The sequence below is a fragment of the Blautia hansenii DSM 20583 genome, from assembly GCF_002222595.2.
Lineage (GTDB): Bacteria > Bacillota > Clostridia > Lachnospirales > Lachnospiraceae > Blautia > Blautia hansenii.
In genome coordinates, this window is record NZ_CP022413.2 from 537,614 (window position 1) to 554,888 (window position 17,275).

Sequence of the window (17,275 nt, forward strand, 5' to 3'; positions counted from 1 at the left end):
GCGTTCACTTTGAGCCGGAGTCTCAAAGCGTACTCGACAAATTCACTGAAATGTATCAATATTCCGATATGTTTTCAAAACAGTAGTTTCATAAAAGGTTCGGGACATGAGATATGAAAATACAGAATATAACCTCTCTATCAATAGCAAGTATAAAAATAAATAAAAAATTTAAAGGAGAAAGCAGTTATGGCAAATAACAAGAAACTGGTAGAAGCAATTACTTCTATGGAAGAAGATTTTGCGCAATGGTACACAGACGTAGTAAAAAAAGCGGATTTAATTGACTATACAAGTGTAAAGGGCTGTATGGTTATCAAACCGGCAGGCTATGCAATCTGGGAAAATATTCAGCATGAATTGGACAGAAGATTTAAGGAAACAGGTGTAGAAAATGTATATCTGCCAATGTTTATTCCGGAAAGTCTTCTTCAGAAGGAAAAAGACCATGTAGAAGGTTTTGCTCCTGAAGTTGCATGGGTAACACATGGAGGACTTGAACCGCTTCAGGAAAGACTTTGTGTGCGCCCTACTTCCGAGACTTTATTCTGTGATTTCTATGCTAAGGAAATCCAGTCTCACAGAGATTTACCAAAGGTATATAATCAGTGGTGTTCTGTTGTTCGTTGGGAAAAGACAACAAGACCATTCCTTCGTTCCAGAGAATTTTTATGGCAGGAGGGTCATACTGCACATGCAACAGCAGAAGAAGCAGAAGAAAGAACCATTCAGATGTTAAACATCTATGCGGATTTCTGTGAGCAGGTTCTGGCAATGCCTGTTGTAAAAGGAAAGAAGACAGACAAAGAAAAATTTGCGGGAGCAGAGTCTACTTATACAATCGAAGCTTTAATGCACGACGGAAAAGCTTTACAGTCAGGAACAAGCCATAACTTTGGTGATGGATTTGCTAAAGCATTTGGTATTCAGTATACGGATAAAGAAAATAAATTACAGTACGTTCACCAGACTTCATGGGGAATGACAACACGTTTAATTGGTGCGATCATTATGGTTCACGGAGACAACAGCGGTCTTGTTCTGCCTCCTAGAATTGCTCCGGTACAGGCAGTGGTTATCCCAATCCAGCAGAAAAAAGAAGGTGTTCTGGACAATGCTTACAAATTACAGGCACAGTTAAAAGCAGCAGGAATTCGTGTAAAAACAGACGATACAGACAAGAGTCCGGGATTTAAGTTCGCAGAGCAGGAAATGCGTGGTATTCCGGTTCGTATTGAATGTGGACCAAAGGATATGGAAGCAAATCAGGCAGTTGTAGTAAGACGTGACACAAGAGAAAAAATCACAGTATCTCTTGACAATCTGGCAGAAGAAGTTCAGAAAATTCTGGATACTATGCAGGTAGAAATGCTGGAAAGAGCAAGAGCACACAGAGAAGCTCATACTTATACAGCAACAGACTACGAAGAATTTAAGTCTATTGTAGAAGAAAAACCGGGATTTGTAAAAGCAATGTGGTGCGGCTGCAAAGAGTGTGAAGACAAGATTAAGGATGATGTTCAGGCAACATCCAGATGTATGCCATTTGAGCAGGAAACTCTTTCTGACAAATGTGTTGTCTGCGGCAAACCTGCTAAAAAAATGGTTTATTGGGGGCGTGCATACTAATTATGAAAATCGAAGTTCCAAAGAAAGTACAGACAATTATCAGGACTTTGCAGGAACATGGATACGATGCTTATGCGGTAGGAGGCTGTGTTCGTGACAGCCTCCTTTTTCGTTCTCCTGCGGACTGGGATATTACCACCTCTGCAAAGCCTCTGGAAGTAAAAGAGATTTTTAAAAGAACGGTAGATACCGGACTTCAGCATGGAACTGTGACGGTTCTCATTGAAAAAGAAGGATTTGAAGTGACGACTTACCGTATTGACGGCGAATACGAGGACAGCCGTCATCCAAAGGAAGTTATCTTTACAGGTAATCTGGAGGAAGATTTAAAGCGCAGAGATTTCACCATCAATGCAATGGCATATAATGACGCTGTCGGTCTGGTAGATGTGTTTGGCGGAAGACAGGATTTACAGGATAAAATCGTGCGGTGTGTGGGAAATCCACAGGAACGCTTTACAGAAGATGCCCTTCGCATTTTAAGAGCCGTGCGATTTTCCGCACAGCTTGGATTTTCCATTGAGGAAAAGACAAAGGAAGCGGCAAAAGTCCTTGCGCCTACCTTGAAAAATATCAGTGCAGAGCGTATACAGACAGAGCTTTTGAAGCTTTTGGTGTCGAAAAATCCCCATTATTTAAAAACTGCATGGGAACTGGGAATTACCAAAATTGTATTGCCTGAATTTGATGTTTTGATGGAAACGAGCATGGGAGAGAAGACCTTAAAAGCTTTTGCTTATACAAGTGCAGATAAGGCAGAACGACTTGCCGTTCTCTTTGCAAATATGGAAAAAACGCCGGAAAAAAGCAGGGATTTAGCCAAAAAGATTTTAAGAAGACTGCGTTTTGACAATGACACCATCAACAAAGTGTCCGAGCTGGTTTTTTGGCATACCTGTCCTTGGGAATGTACGAAAAAAGCAGTGCGAATTGTTTTAAGCCAATGCACCCCGGCGCTCTTTCCTGTGCTTTTAAACGTTCACAGAGCAGAGCTTTTAGCAGAGGAAAAACCAGATAAAGAAAATCTGGAATTTCTGGAGAAAAGCGGCGAGTTTTACAGGGAAATCATGGAAAAGAAAGAGTGTATTTCCATAAAAATGCTGGCAGTATCGGGGAAAGATTTTATTGAAATGGGAATAGAGCCGGGAAAGAAAATCGGAGAATTGCTTTCTTCCTGCCTAGCTCTTGTGCTGGAAAATCCCGAAAAGAATACCAGAGAGTACCTGCTTTCCTACATCACAAAGAACTGAATTTTGCTCACTTCTAAGCTTGGGCTTTTGTGCATACAATGAAAGGAAGATATGGTAATAAAAGGGGGAAAAGCCATTGTATGACAAAGGCCTTAGTGTTTTAGAGCAGTATGGTTTAGAAGCGGCGGCGGTATATCGCGGAAGGGGGGCATTAATCTGCGATACAAAAGAAGGAATGGTTTTAATAAGGGAGTTTTACGGCACACAAAAAAGGCTGGAATATCAGGCAGAGCTGCTTTCTTCTGTTTCCAAATCAGGCGAGCTTTTGACAGATGAAATTCTGGCAAATCAGGAAGGCAGTTACATTTCTCTGGATAAGGAAAACGTGCCCTATGTAGTGAAACGCTGGTATCAGGGAAGGGAATGTGATACCAGAAGCGAAAGTGATATTTATGCCGGTATATCGGCAATGGCAGCTTTACATAAGGTTATGCAGATGCCGGTACAGGCGCATTACGTGAAAGAGCCTTTAAGCCAAGAATTTCAGCGCCATAATGCAGAGCTTCGAAAAATCAGGAAATTTGTTTCTGTAAAGCGGAAAAAGAATGATTTTGAATTGCAGTTTCTGGACAGCATTCGAAGCTATTTAAAGCATGGAGAAGAAGCTTTAAAAAGGCTGGAAAATTCTAAATATGCCAATCTGCGAGAAAAGGCGCTGGAAGCGGGCATGGTTTGTCACGGTGACTATAATCAGCATAATGTATGGATGCTGGAACCAAGAGAAGAAAAGAAAATTGCGGTCACCAACTTTGACGGTTGGAATTATGACGTGCAAATTGCGGATTTGTATCAATTTATGCGGAAAATTTTAGAAAAACACGACTGGGATTTTGAAATCGGAAAAAATATGCTGAACAAGTATCAGGAAATCAAACCATTATCAAAAGAGGAGCTGGAAAATTTAAGTATTCGGTTTGCATATCCTGAGAAATATTGGAAGCTGGCAAATTATTATTATACGCACAATAAAGCTTGGATATCAGAGAAAAATCTGGAGAAGCTGGGGAAATTAACAGCACAGTACGAGAAGTGGAGAAGTTTTGTAGAAAGAATACAGTGCGGCATTTGAAATTTTCAGATGAATAGTGTATAATGGCACATAATGACGCACAGGGAGGTAGCGAAATGGACTATAAAGAACTTTATAAGGAATGGTTGGAAAATCCATATTTTGACGAAAATACAAAAGCGGAATTAAAAGAAATTCAGCAGGATGAAAAGGAAATAAAAGAGCGTTTTTATAAAGAATTGGAGTTTGGAACTGCGGGCCTTAGAGGGATTATCGGAGCAGGTACAAACCGTATGAATATTTATACAGTAAGAAAAACAACGCAGGGACTTGCAAACTATATTGCGGCAGTAAACGGACAGGCTAAAGGCGTAGCCATTGCCTATGACTCCCGTCGTATGTCACCGGAATTTGCAAAAGAGGCAGCTCTTTGTCTGGCAGCAAACGGAGTAAAGGCTTATATTTTTGAAACCTTAAGACCGACACCGGAATTATCCTTTGCAGTAAGAGAATTGGGCTGTATTGCAGGTATCAATATTACTGCCAGCCACAATCCGCCGGAATACAACGGATACAAGGTATATTGGGAAGACGGCGCACAGATTACGCCGCCTCACGACTCCGGCATTATGGCAGAAGTGCAGAAGGTTGTGAATTACAATGAAGTAAAGACTATGGATGAGGAGGCTGCAAAAGCAGCAGGTCTTTTCGCAGTAATCGGAAAAGAAATTGACGATGCTTATATGGAGGCATTAAAAAGTCAGGTTATTCATGCAGATGCCATCAAAGCAATGGCAAAAGAATTGAAAATCGTTTACAGTCCCCTTCACGGAACAGGAAATATTCCTGCAAGACGTGTATTAAAGGAGCTGGGCTTTGAAAATGTTTATGTTGTAAAAGAGCAGGAGCTTCCGGATGGTGAATTCCCCACAGTAAGCTATCCAAATCCTGAAGCAGATGAAGCGTTTGAGTTGGGCTTAAAATTGGCAAAAGAAGTGGATGCAGATTTGGTTCTGGCAACAGATCCGGATGCAGACCGCCTTGGCGTGCGTGTAAAGGACAGCAAAACAGGAGAATATCATACGCTTACGGGAAATATGTCCGGCTGTCTCTTGGCAGATTATGAATTGGGACAGAAAAAAGAAGTTTACGGAAAGCTGCCGGAAGACGGAGCAGTGATTTCCACCATTGTTACAACCAATATGGCGGCAGCCATTGCAAAACATTACGGTGTGGAATTTATCGAAGTATTAACAGGATTTAAGTATATCGGACAGCAGATTTTAGGCTTTGAAACAAAAGGCAAGGGAAGCTATCTGTTTGGATTTGAGGAGAGCTATGGCTGCCTGATTGGTACACATGCAAGAGATAAGGATGCCATCGTTGCAACTATGGCGCTTTGCGAAGCAGCGGCTTACTATAAGACAAAGGGTATGACTCTTTGGGATGCAATGGTAGCCATGTACGAAAAATACGGATATTATAAAGATGATATTCAGTCCATTACTTTAAAGGGTATTGAAGGACTTGAGAAAATTCAGACAATCCTTGAAAACCTGAGAAAAAATCCTCCGACTGAAATCGGCACATATAAAGTTTTATCTGCAAGAGATTATAAGGCAGATACTGTTGTAAATATGGAGACAAAGGAAGTAACTGATACCGGACTTCCAAGCTCCAATGCCTTGTATTATGATTTGAATGATGATGCGTGGGTATGTGTAAGACCATCCGGAACAGAGCCTAAAATCAAAATTTATTATGGTATCAAGGGCACTTCTTTGCAGGATGCAGATGAGAAGTCCGCAGCACTTGGAGCAGATGTGAAAAAGCTCATTGATGCAATGATGTAAAACCTCCGGAAATAAGGGGCAATATGCTTGACAAACTTTAGTAAAAAAGGTATAAATATCAGTAGACCGCAAACGGCGGTATGCGTATAGAGTGCAGAGAACGCTTAGAACTAAGCTTTTTTGCAGTGCTAAATTTATTTAGGAGGAAATACTCATGAACAGAACAGAATTAGTTGCTGCTATGGCAGAAAAAACACAGTTATCTAAAAAAGATGCAGATTTAGCTTTAAAAGCGTTTATTGATGTTGTATCCGAAGAAATGCAGAAAGGTGAAAAAGTTCAGTTAGTTGGATTTGGTACTTTCGAAGTTTCTGAAAGAGCAGCGAGAGAAGGAAGAAACCCACAGACAGGTGAAACAATGACAATCGCAGCATCTAAATCTCCAAAATTCAAAGCAGGAAAAGCTTTAAAAGATTTAGTAAATGCGTAAGAGCATAGAAAGGGAGATGCCTTTGGGTATCTCCCTTATCTTGTATATAGGAGAAAACTATGAGACTAGACAAATATTTAAAGGTGTCCAGACTGATTAAGAGAAGAACCGTAGCCAATGAGGCGTGTGATGCAGGGCGTGTTCTGATTAACGATAAGCCGGCAAAAGCTTCTGCTCAGGTAAAGGCAGGCGACATTCTGGAAATTCAATTCGGAAGTAAAAACGTCCGTGTAGAGGTACTGGATGTGCAGGAGACAGTAAAGAAGGAAGCAGCCAGCGAACTTTTTAAGTATCTGTAAGGAAATGGAATAATTATTTTTATCCCCCCATATAATCTTTCATAAAGAAGATATGTGGGGGATTGTCATTTTGGAGGAAAAGCAGCATAAGGCAGTTCACAGGCTTCAGCTTACAGACCGCAGGGAAGGCAGTATTACAGGAGTAAAAGATGTGCAGTCCTTTGATGAAAAAGAAATCAGTCTTGTGACAGAAGCAGGGATTTTGCTCGTAAAGGGAGAAGAGCTTCATGTAACCAGACTGGATTTGGAAAAGCAGGAGGTAGATATAGGAGGAAAGGTAGACAGCTTGCTTTACAGTCAGGGAACAACAAAAGCAAAGGGAGGAGAAGGCGTCTTAAAGAGGCTGTTTCAGTAGCTTATGAGCGAGTATATGTATCAGGAGCTCCTCTTTTTTTGCCGCACTTTTCTGGCAGGCGTGTTTCTGGCTGTGTGCTATGATGTACTTCGCATCATCAGAAAAATTATCGTACATACCTCTTTCTGGATGGGCATGGAAGATATTTTTTATTGGTGCTTTACAGGTGTTTTCTTGTTTTTTGTCATTTATACGGAAAATAACGGAGTTATTCGAAGCTATGCCCTTCTTGCAATAGGAGCGGGGGCGCTGGTTTATCGAGCCGGTCCCGGCAAGGTGCTTCTTAATCTGGCTGTACGGCTTATGGAAAAAATTTTGACACCCATAAGAAAGTGGAGAAAAAGGTTGAAATTTCAATGGAATAGAGTTAAACTTTTTGTAGGTAAACAGAAAATTGTAAGGGATATTAGAGAGTGTAGAAATGAAGAGAAGAAAAAAAAGAAATCTTCAAAACAGGATTGCGATGCTTAGTATTACCTTTGTAGTGGCAATTTTATTTATTGCCATGATGACGCAAAGCATTTCTGTGGAGAAACAGCTTTCTCAGTATCAGCAGGAGCTGGAGGAGCTGGATAACAAAATGACAGAAGAAACAGAGCGCACAAAAGAAATTGACGATATGAAGGAATATATGGAAACAGACGAATATGCAGAGGAGGTTGCAAGAGATAAGCTGGGACTTGTAAAGGACAATGAGATTGTCTTTAAGGAACAGGAATAAACTGCAAATTTTGTCTGAAAGTTTTTGATTTTTAGGTACTGTTTTTGACAAAGTTTAAAGAAGAAAGCATCTATAATACTCTTTTGATAGCGGTTGCTTATTCAGGGAGGGAAGAAGATGCAGGAATGGATGATTGCCATGCTCGTAATCAGCGTACTGCTTATATTACGTGACATGGCAAAAACTATTTTTTCAGAGATGAAAAAAAGTGCGGCAACTTTGGCTTACGAACAGCACCCACAAAAAGAAAAAATGCAGCGCTACGCAGAATCCTTTCAGAAACTGGCAAACAGTTTTTACGGCATGCCTTACAGGAAGGATTATCTTTCCAGCACGGAGATTGACGAGATGATACAGGAAGTACAGGAAGGGCTGTGCAAAAGATGTCATTTTAATCAGGTATGCTGGAAACAGAATTCCGTTCAGTCCTATCAGAGAATTTACAGCCTTCTGCGCATCATGGAGGAAGATGACGAGGAAAAATTCAGAAAGGCAAAAGCTGATTTGACAGGGGTTTGCATAAGTCAGGGAAAGCTGGTGCAGGAATTACAAAGGATAATGGACAGAGAACGACAGAATTTGATATGGAATAATAAGCTTCTGGAAAATCGGGTAGCCGTGGCAGAGCAGTTGGGGGAGATGGCGGAGCTTATGAAAGTGCTGTCACGGGATTTATTCGACATGGTAGAGGCAGATGTTCAATTTCGCGAGGAATTTGCCAGAAGGCTGAAGAAACGACACATACAGGTTCGGAATGTATGGTATTTAGAGCAGCCGGACGGAAAGCTTCGGTATTACGCAGAGCTTCGGGCAAAGGGAAAAGGCTGTGTGCCGGCAGGAGAAGCGGCGGCAGTTCTTTCCAAAATGTGCCAAACCCGCATGACGCCAAAGGAGTCGGGGAAAACATTGATTAACAGGGAATTTTCTGTTTTGGGGTTTGCAGAAGAAGTGAATTTTAAAATGCTTTACGGAGCAGTGAAAATAACCAAGGATAAGGAAACTATTTCAGGGGATAATTACACCTGTACCACAGAGGATAACGGACAGTTTTTTATGTGTCTTTCAGATGGTATGGGCTCAGGACTTGAGGCGTGTCAGGAAAGCGAGAGCATTGTAGATACCTTAGAGCAGCTTGTGGAGGCAGGATTTACAGGAGAAACAGCGGCAAGAATGGTCAACTCTGTTTTAAATCTAAAGACGAAAAATGGAAGGTTTTCTACTGTGGATATTTCTATGGTGGATTTGTATTCGGGAATGTGCCATTTTTTAAAAGCCGGAGCAGCCACCACATTTATAAAGAGAGACCACTGGGTAGAAGCGATTTCATCCACCAGCCTTGCACTTGGATTGGTGCAGCAGGCTGACTTTGAGTCTTCTACCAAAAAGCTTTATGAAGGGGATTTTCTGATTATGGTCACAGACGGCGTGCTGGATGCCTTGCCGGAGGGACAAGCGGAAGAAATTATGAAAGAGATTATTTTACAGACTAATGCCAGTGCAGCACAGGAGCTGGGACGAGGAATTTTGGAAAGAGTGCTTACATACAGCGGCTATTGTGCGACGGACGATATGACTGTGCTGGCAGCGGGATTATGGAGGAATTAAAAGACAACCATGAGAACAGAAGAAAAAGTGTTTTTCTGTATAGAAAAATATCAGATGATACCAAAAAACAGCCATGTAATTGTGGGACTTTCAGGCGGGGCAGACTCCGTGTGTCTGTTAAAGCTTTTGAAGGAATATAAAAAGCAGCAGGAATTTCAGCTCTATGCAGTACATGTAAATCATCACATCAGAGGGGAAGAGGCAGTGCGTGATGAGGAGTTTTCAAAAGCAGTGTGCAAAAAGCTGGAAGTTCCGTTTACGGTTTTTCATTATGATGTACCGCAGATTGCAAAAGAAGAAAAGCTTTCATTGGAAGAAGCTGGGAGAAATGTTCGAAGGGAAGCTTTTGAAAAAGTAATGAAGAACATCAAGGTATCGGGAAGAAAAATGATTGCTTTGGCTCATCATGAAAACGACAACGCAGAAACAGTGCTGCACAATCTTATGAGGGGAAGCGGTGCGGCAGGACTGGGGGGAATACGCCCTGTGTCAGGGGAGAAGGACTCTTATATTCGCCCTTTGTTGTTTGTGAAACGGGCAGAGATTGAGAAATATTTAAAGGGGCAGGGGATTTCATGGGTAACTGACAGCACCAACGAAGAAACAGAGTATACAAGAAATAAAATCCGTCATCAGATAATTCCCGTCATGGAGGAAATTAATCCGCAGGCTGTTTCCTGTATCGGCAGAGCAGCAGAAAATATGTGGAAAATAGAAGAATATCTTCAAGAGCAAACAGATATACTTTATAGAAAGTATGTAAAAAAGACGGGAGATACCTTCTGCATTGCAAAAGAATGTTTTTCAGAAAAAGAAATTATGCAGTCGTATTTGATTATGCGTGTCTTGGAGCAGGCGTCCAAGGGGAAAAAGAATATAACTGCAACACATATAGAAGCAGTGAGAAGGCTTTTTAAAGGAAGGACAGGAGCTTCGGTATCTCTTGCATGGGGGCTGACAGCCAATCAGGTGTATGGAGATGTTCATATTCAGAGCAGGAAAGAGGAAGAAAACGGAATATATACGCTGGAATGGGAGACATTCCCTTATGAAAAACAGCAAATTCCGGAAAAAACATATACGAAATGGTTTGATTATGATAAAATAAGGAATAGTCTCAGCGTTCGCCACCGTTTGCAGGGAGATTATCTTGTGGTAAATCAAGAGGGCGGACGAAAAAAATTAAAGGACTATCTGATTGACTGTAAAATTCCAAGACAGGAGAGAGATAAGCTGACTCTTTTAACAGACGGCTCTCATATCCTGTGGGTTGTGGGATATCGTATCAGTGAACATTATAAAGTTACCAGTCAGACAAAACAAATATTAAAAGTACAGGTAAAAGGAGTAGAGGAAAATGAGTGAAAAAATTCGTGTATTATTAAGCGAAGAAGAAGTGGGCAAAAAAATTCGTGAAATCGGAGAACAAATCAGTAAAGACTATGAAGGAAAGACCGTACATTTAATCTGCGTGTTAAAGGGCGGCGTGTTCTTTACATGTGAACTGGCAAAGCGAATTACAGTTCCGGTTACCATGGATTTTATGTCTGTTTCAAGCTATGGAGACGAAACAAGCTCAAGCGGAGTAGTTCGTATTGTAAAGGATTTAGATGAAACAATAGAAGGAAAAGATGTTCTGGTTGTAGAGGATATTATCGACTCAGGAAGAACCTTGAGCCACCTTCTGGAAATCTTAAAACAGAGAAAGCCAAACAGCCTTCGTCTTTGTACCCTGCTGGATAAACCGGAACGCAGAGTAAAAAATGTAGATGTAGATTATGTATGCTTTAATATTCCGGACGAATTTGTAGTGGGATACGGACTGGATTATGCTCAGAAATACAGAAATCTTCCATATATTGGAGTGGTTGAGCTTTCATAACCGGAAAGGAGAAACAACAACGTGAATAAGCAGGCAAGAAGCTGGATAACACCACTGTTGCTCCTGCTGTTAGTGCTGTGCGTGGGAAGCGTGATTATTCGCCAGACAACGCAGAATTCCAGCTATACAATGGAAGAATTTCAGCAGGCAGTAAAGGATGAGCAGATTACAGAGGCTTTTATTCAGCCCAATGAGGAAGTTCCCACCGGTGAGGTGACAATACGCTTAAGAGATGGCAAGGAAGAACATTTCTATGCTCTTAATTTAGAAGAAGTACAGGATATCCTTATGGAAGGCGGAGTCCACAATGTAAGAGTCGGGCAAGTGCCAAGAGACAATACATGGATGTCCTCACTCATTCCCTTATTGCTGACAGGATTTATGCTGTTCTTTGTAATCAGCATGATGAACCGTCAGATGTCAGGAGGCAGCAATGCCAAAATGATGAATTTTGGGAAAAGCAGAGCAAAAATGTCTACGGACACAGACCGAAAAGTGACGTTTAAAGATGTAGCAGGCTTGCATGAAGAAAAGGAAGAACTGGAGGAAATCGTAGATTTCTTAAAAGAGCCTCAGAAATATGTAAAGGTGGGCGCCAGAATTCCAAAAGGTGTACTCCTTGTAGGCCCTCCGGGAACAGGTAAAACCCTTTTGGCAAAGGCAGTAGCCGGAGAAGCAGGCGTTCCTTTCTTTTCGATTTCAGGTTCTGATTTTGTTGAAATGTTTGTAGGTGTGGGCGCTTCCCGTGTAAGAGATTTATTTGAAGAAGCAAAGAAAAATGCACCGTGTATTATCTTTATCGATGAAATCGATGCTGTGGCAAGACGCAGAGGAACAGGAATGGGCGGCGGACATGACGAAAGAGAACAGACCTTGAACCAGCTTCTGGTAGAGATGGACGGATTTGGTGTCAATGAAGGCATTATTGTTATGTCCGCTACAAACCGTGTAGATATTTTAGACCCGGCTATTCTTCGTCCGGGACGCTTTGACAGAAAAGTCGGAGTGGGAAGACCTGACGTAAAGGGCAGAGAGGAAATCCTGAAAGTGCATGCGGCAAAGAAGCCTTTAGGGGAAGACGTAGATTTAGAGGAAATTGCGAGAACAACCGCAGGCTATACAGGCGCTGATTTAGAGAATTTAATGAATGAAGCTGCAATTTTGACAGCAAAGGACGGCAGATTTTTCATCAATCAGAAAGACGTTCGTCAGGCATTTATTAAAACCGGCATTGGTGCAGAGAAGAAAAGCCGTGTGATTTCTGATAAAGAAAAGAAAATTACCGCTTACCATGAAGCAGGGCACGCAATTTTATTCCACGTTCTGCCGGAAATGGAGCCTGTGCATACGATTTCCATTATTCCTACGGGAATGGGAGCAGCCGGCTATACCATGCCCCTTCCGGGAAAAGACGAAATGTTCAACAGCAAGAATAAAATGCTGGAGCATATTGTAGTTTCTCTTGGCGGCAGAGTGGCGGAAGAAATGATTTTCGGTGATGTGACAACAGGAGCATCTCAGGATATTAAGCAGGCAACACAGACGGCAAGGGCTATGGTAACACAGTACGGTATGTCTGACAAAGTCGGTATGATTAACTATGGAAGCGACGACGATGAGGTATTTATCGGCAGAGACTTGGCGCATACCAGAAATTATGCAGAGCAGACAGCAGCGCTGATTGACAGCGAAGTAAAACGTATTATCGATGAAGCTTACGAAAAAGCGAAAACAATTATTTCAGAGCATGAAGACGTACTTCATAAGTGTGCGGAGCTTTTGATTGAGAAAGAAAAAATCAACCAAAACGAGTTTGAAGCTTTGTTTGCATAAGGGATTATGCAGAATACTGAATGATTTTCGGGGGAAAAGAAAACAGTCATGTTAAAAATACTCAAAAAAGTATGTAAAAAAAATCGAAGATTGTGCACACTTTTTGTGTGCTACATGATATTATAATAACTGTAAAAACCCCCCAATACATTATATAGTTTTTGCTACACCCCATAAGAAGAAATACCTTCTCCAAAAACGCCAATCGAAAGATTGGCGTTTTTACTATACAAAAATAGAGAAAAAACAGTTGTATATCTCTATGGGGTAAGATAGAATAATAGTAGACAATAATTCGGCAAATATAAGCCGTTATAAATATAGAGAGGATGGCAGTATGGATTACGAACACTTGGCAGATACAAGAAGAATTCAGGAATATGTGACCAATATGCGGCCTGCTTTTAATAAACGTGCAGTTTTTAGTGATGAGACAGAAAATTACAGAACGCCGGCAGAACCGGAACCGGGAGATGTAGTAAACATCAGAATTCGAACAAAAAGCAATAATGTGGATTTCGTATATCTGGTAGCGGGAAATCTTCGCCAGAGAATGAAATTATTAGATACAAAGGATGGATTTGATTATTACGGGACAGATATTAAATTGGGAGCGCAGTCCATCCGCTATTTTTTTGAAGTTATTTCCGGAAAAATTCAATGCTATTACAATAAAATGGGTATTACAAAAGAGATTGACGAGCATTATTCCTTTGGAATAGTGCCGGGCTTTCATACCCCTGAATGGGCAAAGGGAGCGGTAATGTACCAGATTTTTGTGGACCGTTTTTGCAATGGAGATGCTTCCAATGATGTAGTAAGCAACGAATACTGTTATATTGATGAAAAGGTGCAGAGGATAGAGGACTGGAACTGTCCGCCCAGAGCCATGGATGTAAGAGATTTTTATGGCGGAGATTTACAGGGAGTTATGGATAAATTGGACTACCTGCAGGATTTAGGTGTTGATGTTATATATTTTAACCCTATATTTGTATCACCTTCCAACCATAAGTATGATATTCAGGATTATGATTATATTGACCCACATTATGGGAAAATTGTAAATGATGGAGGAGAAGTTCTTCAGGACTGGGACAAAGAAAATGCTCATGCATCGAAGTATATTCAACGTGTTACTGCAAAGGAAAATCTGGAAGCCAGCAATGCTTTTTTCGCAAGATTAGTAGAAGAAATTCATAAAAGAGGGATGCGCGTTATTTTGGATGGTGTGTTTAATCATTGTGGTTCTTTTAATAAGTGGCTGGATAAAGAGAGAATATATGAAAATCAGAATGGTTACGAGAAGGGAGCTTATGTGGCGACAGACAGTCCATATCGAAGCTTTTTTCGTTTTCATGGTGCTCAGAGTAATGAATATGATGGATGGTGGGGACATGATACGCTTCCAAAGTTAAATTATGAGGAATCACCTAAACTTTACGAATATATTATGCGTGTGGCAAGAAAGTGGGTATCACCGCCTTATAATGTAGATGGATGGCGTCTTGATGTTGCTGCGGATCTGGGGCACAGTGAGGAGTATAACCATAAATTTTGGCGAGACTTTAGAAAAAACGTAAAAGAAGCAAATCCTAATGCGATTATTTTGGCAGAGCACTATGGAGATGCAAAATCATGGCTTATGGGAGATCAATGGGATACGGTGATGAATTATGATGCTTTTATGGAACCTATTACTTGGTTTCTTACAGGGATGGAGAAGCATAGTGATGAATATCGAGAAGGTATGCTTGGGAACAGTGATAGCTTTATAGGAGCAATGAATTATCATGGAGCTAGTTTCCATGCACCGTCATTATACACGGCTATGAATGAGCTTTCTAATCATGATCATTCTCGTTTTCTTACAAGAACTAATCATGTAGTAGGACGTGTAAGAGAATTAGGCAGCGAGGCAGCAGAGCGAAATGTGAATAAAGCAGTTTTTCGAGAAGCTGTAGTTATGCAGATGACATGGCCGGGGGCACCTACAATTTATTATGGTGATGAGGCAGGAGTCTGTGGCTTTACAGATCCTGATAACAGACGTACTTATCCTTGGGGGAGAGAAGACAAAGAGCTTATTCAATTCCACAAAGATATGATAAGAATTCATAAGGAAAATCCTTCTTTGATTAAAGGTTCTTTCAAATTTATTGCAAATGATTATCAGCAGCTTGTTTATGGAAGATTTACAGAAAAAGAGAAAATAATGGTTGTTATTAATAATAGTAACGAAACAAAAAATATGGAAATTTCTGTGTGGGAACTGGGAATTTCCAGAACGAAGATACAGAAGTTTAAACAGTTGATGGTAACAGGAGATTTCGGATATAGTCTGGTGAAGAAAATACATGAATGCAAGGCAGGAGTTCTTCATTTGGAAGTGCCGTCACATGGAGCAATTATTGTGAGAGGAATTTTGGAAGGATAGGGGAAAAATAGCCGCCACTACTGCGAATAGTGACGGCAAACCTCATTTGAGGTAAAAGCTTTTACTGTTTTGAGGTAAATTGTATGTTTCCGGCTTTCCCTTTTTCTACTACAAATATAATATATCTACCCATATAATACAAGGAAATTTTTAATCTATACAACTTTTTGAGAAGAAGAAAAAGCTCCAAACCCTTAATTCATAAAGGTTTGAAGCTTTTTTAATAATGCCGCAGACCGGAATCGAACCGGTACGGGAGTATAAGTCCCGCAGGATTTTAAGTCCTGTGCGTCTGCCTGTTCCGCCACTGCGGCAAGTCTTTTATGATGGGCGATGGTGGATTCGAACCACCGAAGGCGTTGCCAGCAGATTTACAGTCTGTCCCCTTTGGCCACTCGGGAAATCGCCCATGTCATTTTGACTAAATAGAATTATAGCATAATTTACAGAAATTGCAAGTATTTTTTTACATACATGATTATTTGAATTTCTTTGAAAATAAGAAAAGGACGGCTTTTTTTAGCAGTCCTTTCCATTTTTATGCAGTTTCTTTATCTTGTGGAATTGCAATATTTAAAATCATAGCAATAATTGCTGCAGGAACAATTCCTGAACCGCCAAAAATCAATTCTACAAATTGAGGCAGATTAGCGAGTATTCCGGCATTTGCTCCGAGACCGTATCCAAGACCTAAGGCTACAGATACAATCGTTACGGTACGATTGCTGACACCATCTTTAGTTACAAGTTGAATTCCACTGACAACAATAGAGGCAAACATCATAACAGCGGCACCGCCCAGAACACTCTGTGGCATCATCTGTATAATTGCTGCTAATTTCGGAAATAATCCGCAAAGTACCAGAAAAATAGCTCCGGTTGAAATTGCAAATAAATTGACAATTTTTGTCATGGCAATCAATCCTACATTCTGGCTGAAGGATGTATTAGGAAGTACACCGAAGAATGAAGCAATAGAAGAACCAAGACCGTCACAGATAACAGAGCCTGACAGCTCTTTATCTGTTGCCTCTCTTCCAAGACCACCTTCTGTAATAGCAGAAGTGTCCCCAACTGTTTCCACAGCCGTTACAATAAACATAATTACAATCGGAATAATGGCACGAAGGTCAATCATATCCTTGCTGAACCCAAAAGGCATAAACGCAGGGACGGCAAACCAGCTGGCATTGCTCACTTTTGAAAAATCAAGAACCCAGGAACACGTTTTTGTAACAGTTTCCTGTGTTGCTGGATCAACATACTGATAAGTTGTGGGTAAAATTATTCCCATAATTCCACAAACAATATAACCTACAATAATTCCGATTAAAATAGATGCTGTACTGGTAACACCTTTTGTAAAATGCTTTAACAGAATAATTGTTACAAGAACTACGGTTCCAACAAAAAGGTTGGGAAGAGAACCAAAATCACCATTGTTATTTCCTCCTCCAAAGGAGTTAATTCCAACAGAAATTAAAGAAAGTCCGATTGCCATTACTACAGTTCCTGTAACCAGTGCAGGAAAGAAGCGGCGAAGGGGTTTGAGAAAAAATCCTAATACTGTTTCAAATAATCCACCAATAAAACTGGCAAAAATAATTGCACCGTATGTTACAATTCCCTGTCCCATAGTAGCTGCTATACCACTGCATACTCCGATGAAACCAGAACTTGTTCCCATTACGATAGGAAGCTTTGCCCCCACAGGTCCAATCGTAAAGAGCTGTAACAATGTAATAACCCCTGCCATCAGCATTGCATTTTGAATGATTTGAAGCTGAAGTCCTCCGTCCAGGGCACATGCACCGGTGATTAACAGAACAGGTGTTAAATTTCCCACAAACATGGCCATGACATGTTGTAGACCATACAAGATAGCCTGACCAAGAGGGATTTTTCCTTCCAGCTTGTAAGGGCTGGAATAATTTTGTTTCTTTTGCATTTCATTTTCTCCTTAGAATTGATA

The 17,275-nt window shown here is 40.8% G+C and carries 15 protein-coding genes and 2 tRNA genes; 14 read left to right on the forward strand and 3 right to left on the reverse strand.

Translation table 11 applies throughout. The annotated features are described in order from the left end of the window. Positions 1-189: 189 nt before the first annotated feature. The 14 genes from proS to CGC63_RS02710 all read left to right on the forward strand — a co-directional run bounded on the left by proS (position 190) and on the right by CGC63_RS02710 (position 15,303). Positions 190-1,629 (forward strand): proline--tRNA ligase, encoded by a 1,440-nt coding sequence (proS, locus tag CGC63_RS02645; protein ID WP_004221097.1) that lies wholly within the window; start codon positions 190-192, stop codon positions 1,627-1,629. A gap of 2 nt (positions 1,630-1,631) precedes the next feature. Then, the gene (locus CGC63_RS02650) at positions 1,632-2,879 is read left to right on the forward strand and encodes a CCA tRNA nucleotidyltransferase (RefSeq protein ID WP_004221094.1); all 1,248 of its coding nucleotides are present in this window, start codon (positions 1,632-1,634) and stop codon (positions 2,877-2,879) included. A gap of 76 nt (positions 2,880-2,955) precedes the next feature. Further along, complete coding sequence (locus CGC63_RS02655; protein WP_004221092.1) at positions 2,956-3,948, forward strand: CotS family spore coat protein; 993 nt, start codon at positions 2,956-2,958, stop codon at positions 3,946-3,948. 56 nt (positions 3,949-4,004) lie between these two features. Further along, a complete protein-coding gene (locus CGC63_RS02660) occupies positions 4,005-5,741 on the forward strand; it encodes a phospho-sugar mutase (protein ID WP_040351026.1) in 1,737 nt (578 codons plus the stop codon). A gap of 154 nt (positions 5,742-5,895) precedes the next feature. Beyond that, the gene (locus CGC63_RS02665) at positions 5,896-6,171 is read left to right on the forward strand and encodes an HU family DNA-binding protein (protein ID WP_004221088.1); all 276 of its coding nucleotides are present in this window, start codon (positions 5,896-5,898) and stop codon (positions 6,169-6,171) included. A 59-nt stretch (positions 6,172-6,230) separates the two neighbouring features. Next, entirely contained in the window at positions 6,231-6,470 is a 240-nt protein-coding gene (locus CGC63_RS02670) for an RNA-binding S4 domain-containing protein (protein WP_004221086.1), read from the forward strand. A gap of 52 nt (positions 6,471-6,522) precedes the next feature. Further along, complete coding sequence (yabP, locus tag CGC63_RS02675; protein WP_004221083.1) at positions 6,523-6,825, forward strand: sporulation protein YabP; 303 nt, start codon at positions 6,523-6,525, stop codon at positions 6,823-6,825. 3 nt (positions 6,826-6,828) lie between these two features. Beyond that, complete coding sequence (gene yabQ, locus CGC63_RS02680; protein ID WP_004221082.1) at positions 6,829-7,296, forward strand: spore cortex biosynthesis protein YabQ; 468 nt, start codon at positions 6,829-6,831, stop codon at positions 7,294-7,296. Further along, positions 7,289-7,546: an FtsB family cell division protein gene (locus CGC63_RS02685; RefSeq protein ID WP_004221073.1), complete on the forward strand. Its 258-nt coding sequence runs from the start codon at positions 7,289-7,291 to the stop codon at positions 7,544-7,546. Before yabQ ends, CGC63_RS02685 begins: the two co-directional genes overlap by 8 nt. A gap of 117 nt (positions 7,547-7,663) precedes the next feature. Beyond that, entirely contained in the window at positions 7,664-9,151 is a 1,488-nt protein-coding gene (locus CGC63_RS02690; RefSeq protein ID WP_040351025.1) for a SpoIIE family protein phosphatase, read from the forward strand. Between the two features lie 9 nt (positions 9,152-9,160). After that, on the forward strand, positions 9,161-10,516 hold the full coding sequence (gene tilS, locus CGC63_RS02695) for a tRNA lysidine(34) synthetase TilS (RefSeq protein ID WP_004221065.1): 1,356 nt from the start codon (positions 9,161-9,163) through the stop codon (positions 10,514-10,516). Then, a complete protein-coding gene (hpt, locus tag CGC63_RS02700) occupies positions 10,509-11,033 on the forward strand; it encodes a hypoxanthine phosphoribosyltransferase (RefSeq protein WP_004221063.1) in 525 nt (174 codons plus the stop codon). Before tilS ends, hpt begins: the two co-directional genes overlap by 8 nt. A 21-nt stretch (positions 11,034-11,054) precedes the next feature. Beyond that, entirely contained in the window at positions 11,055-12,866 is a 1,812-nt protein-coding gene (ftsH, locus tag CGC63_RS02705) for an ATP-dependent zinc metalloprotease FtsH (protein ID WP_172620977.1), read from the forward strand. Positions 12,867-13,203: 337 nt separating this feature from the next. After that, a complete protein-coding gene (locus CGC63_RS02710) occupies positions 13,204-15,303 on the forward strand; it encodes a glycoside hydrolase family 13 protein (RefSeq protein WP_004221059.1) in 2,100 nt (699 codons plus the stop codon). 227 nt (positions 15,304-15,530) lie between these two features. Here CGC63_RS02710 and CGC63_RS02715 read toward each other — a convergent pair. The 3 genes from CGC63_RS02715 to CGC63_RS02725 form a co-directional block, all read right to left on the reverse strand. Beyond that, a tRNA-Leu gene (locus tag CGC63_RS02715) sits at positions 15,531-15,617 on the reverse strand. A gap of 13 nt (positions 15,618-15,630) precedes the next feature. Continuing rightward, positions 15,631-15,712 (reverse strand) — tRNA-Tyr (locus CGC63_RS02720). Positions 15,713-15,841: 129 nt separating this feature from the next. Further along, positions 15,842-17,251, reverse strand: a complete 1,410-nt coding sequence (locus CGC63_RS02725; protein WP_004221053.1) for a uracil-xanthine permease family protein — start codon at positions 17,249-17,251, stop codon at positions 15,842-15,844. Positions 17,252-17,275 lie beyond the last annotated feature (24 nt).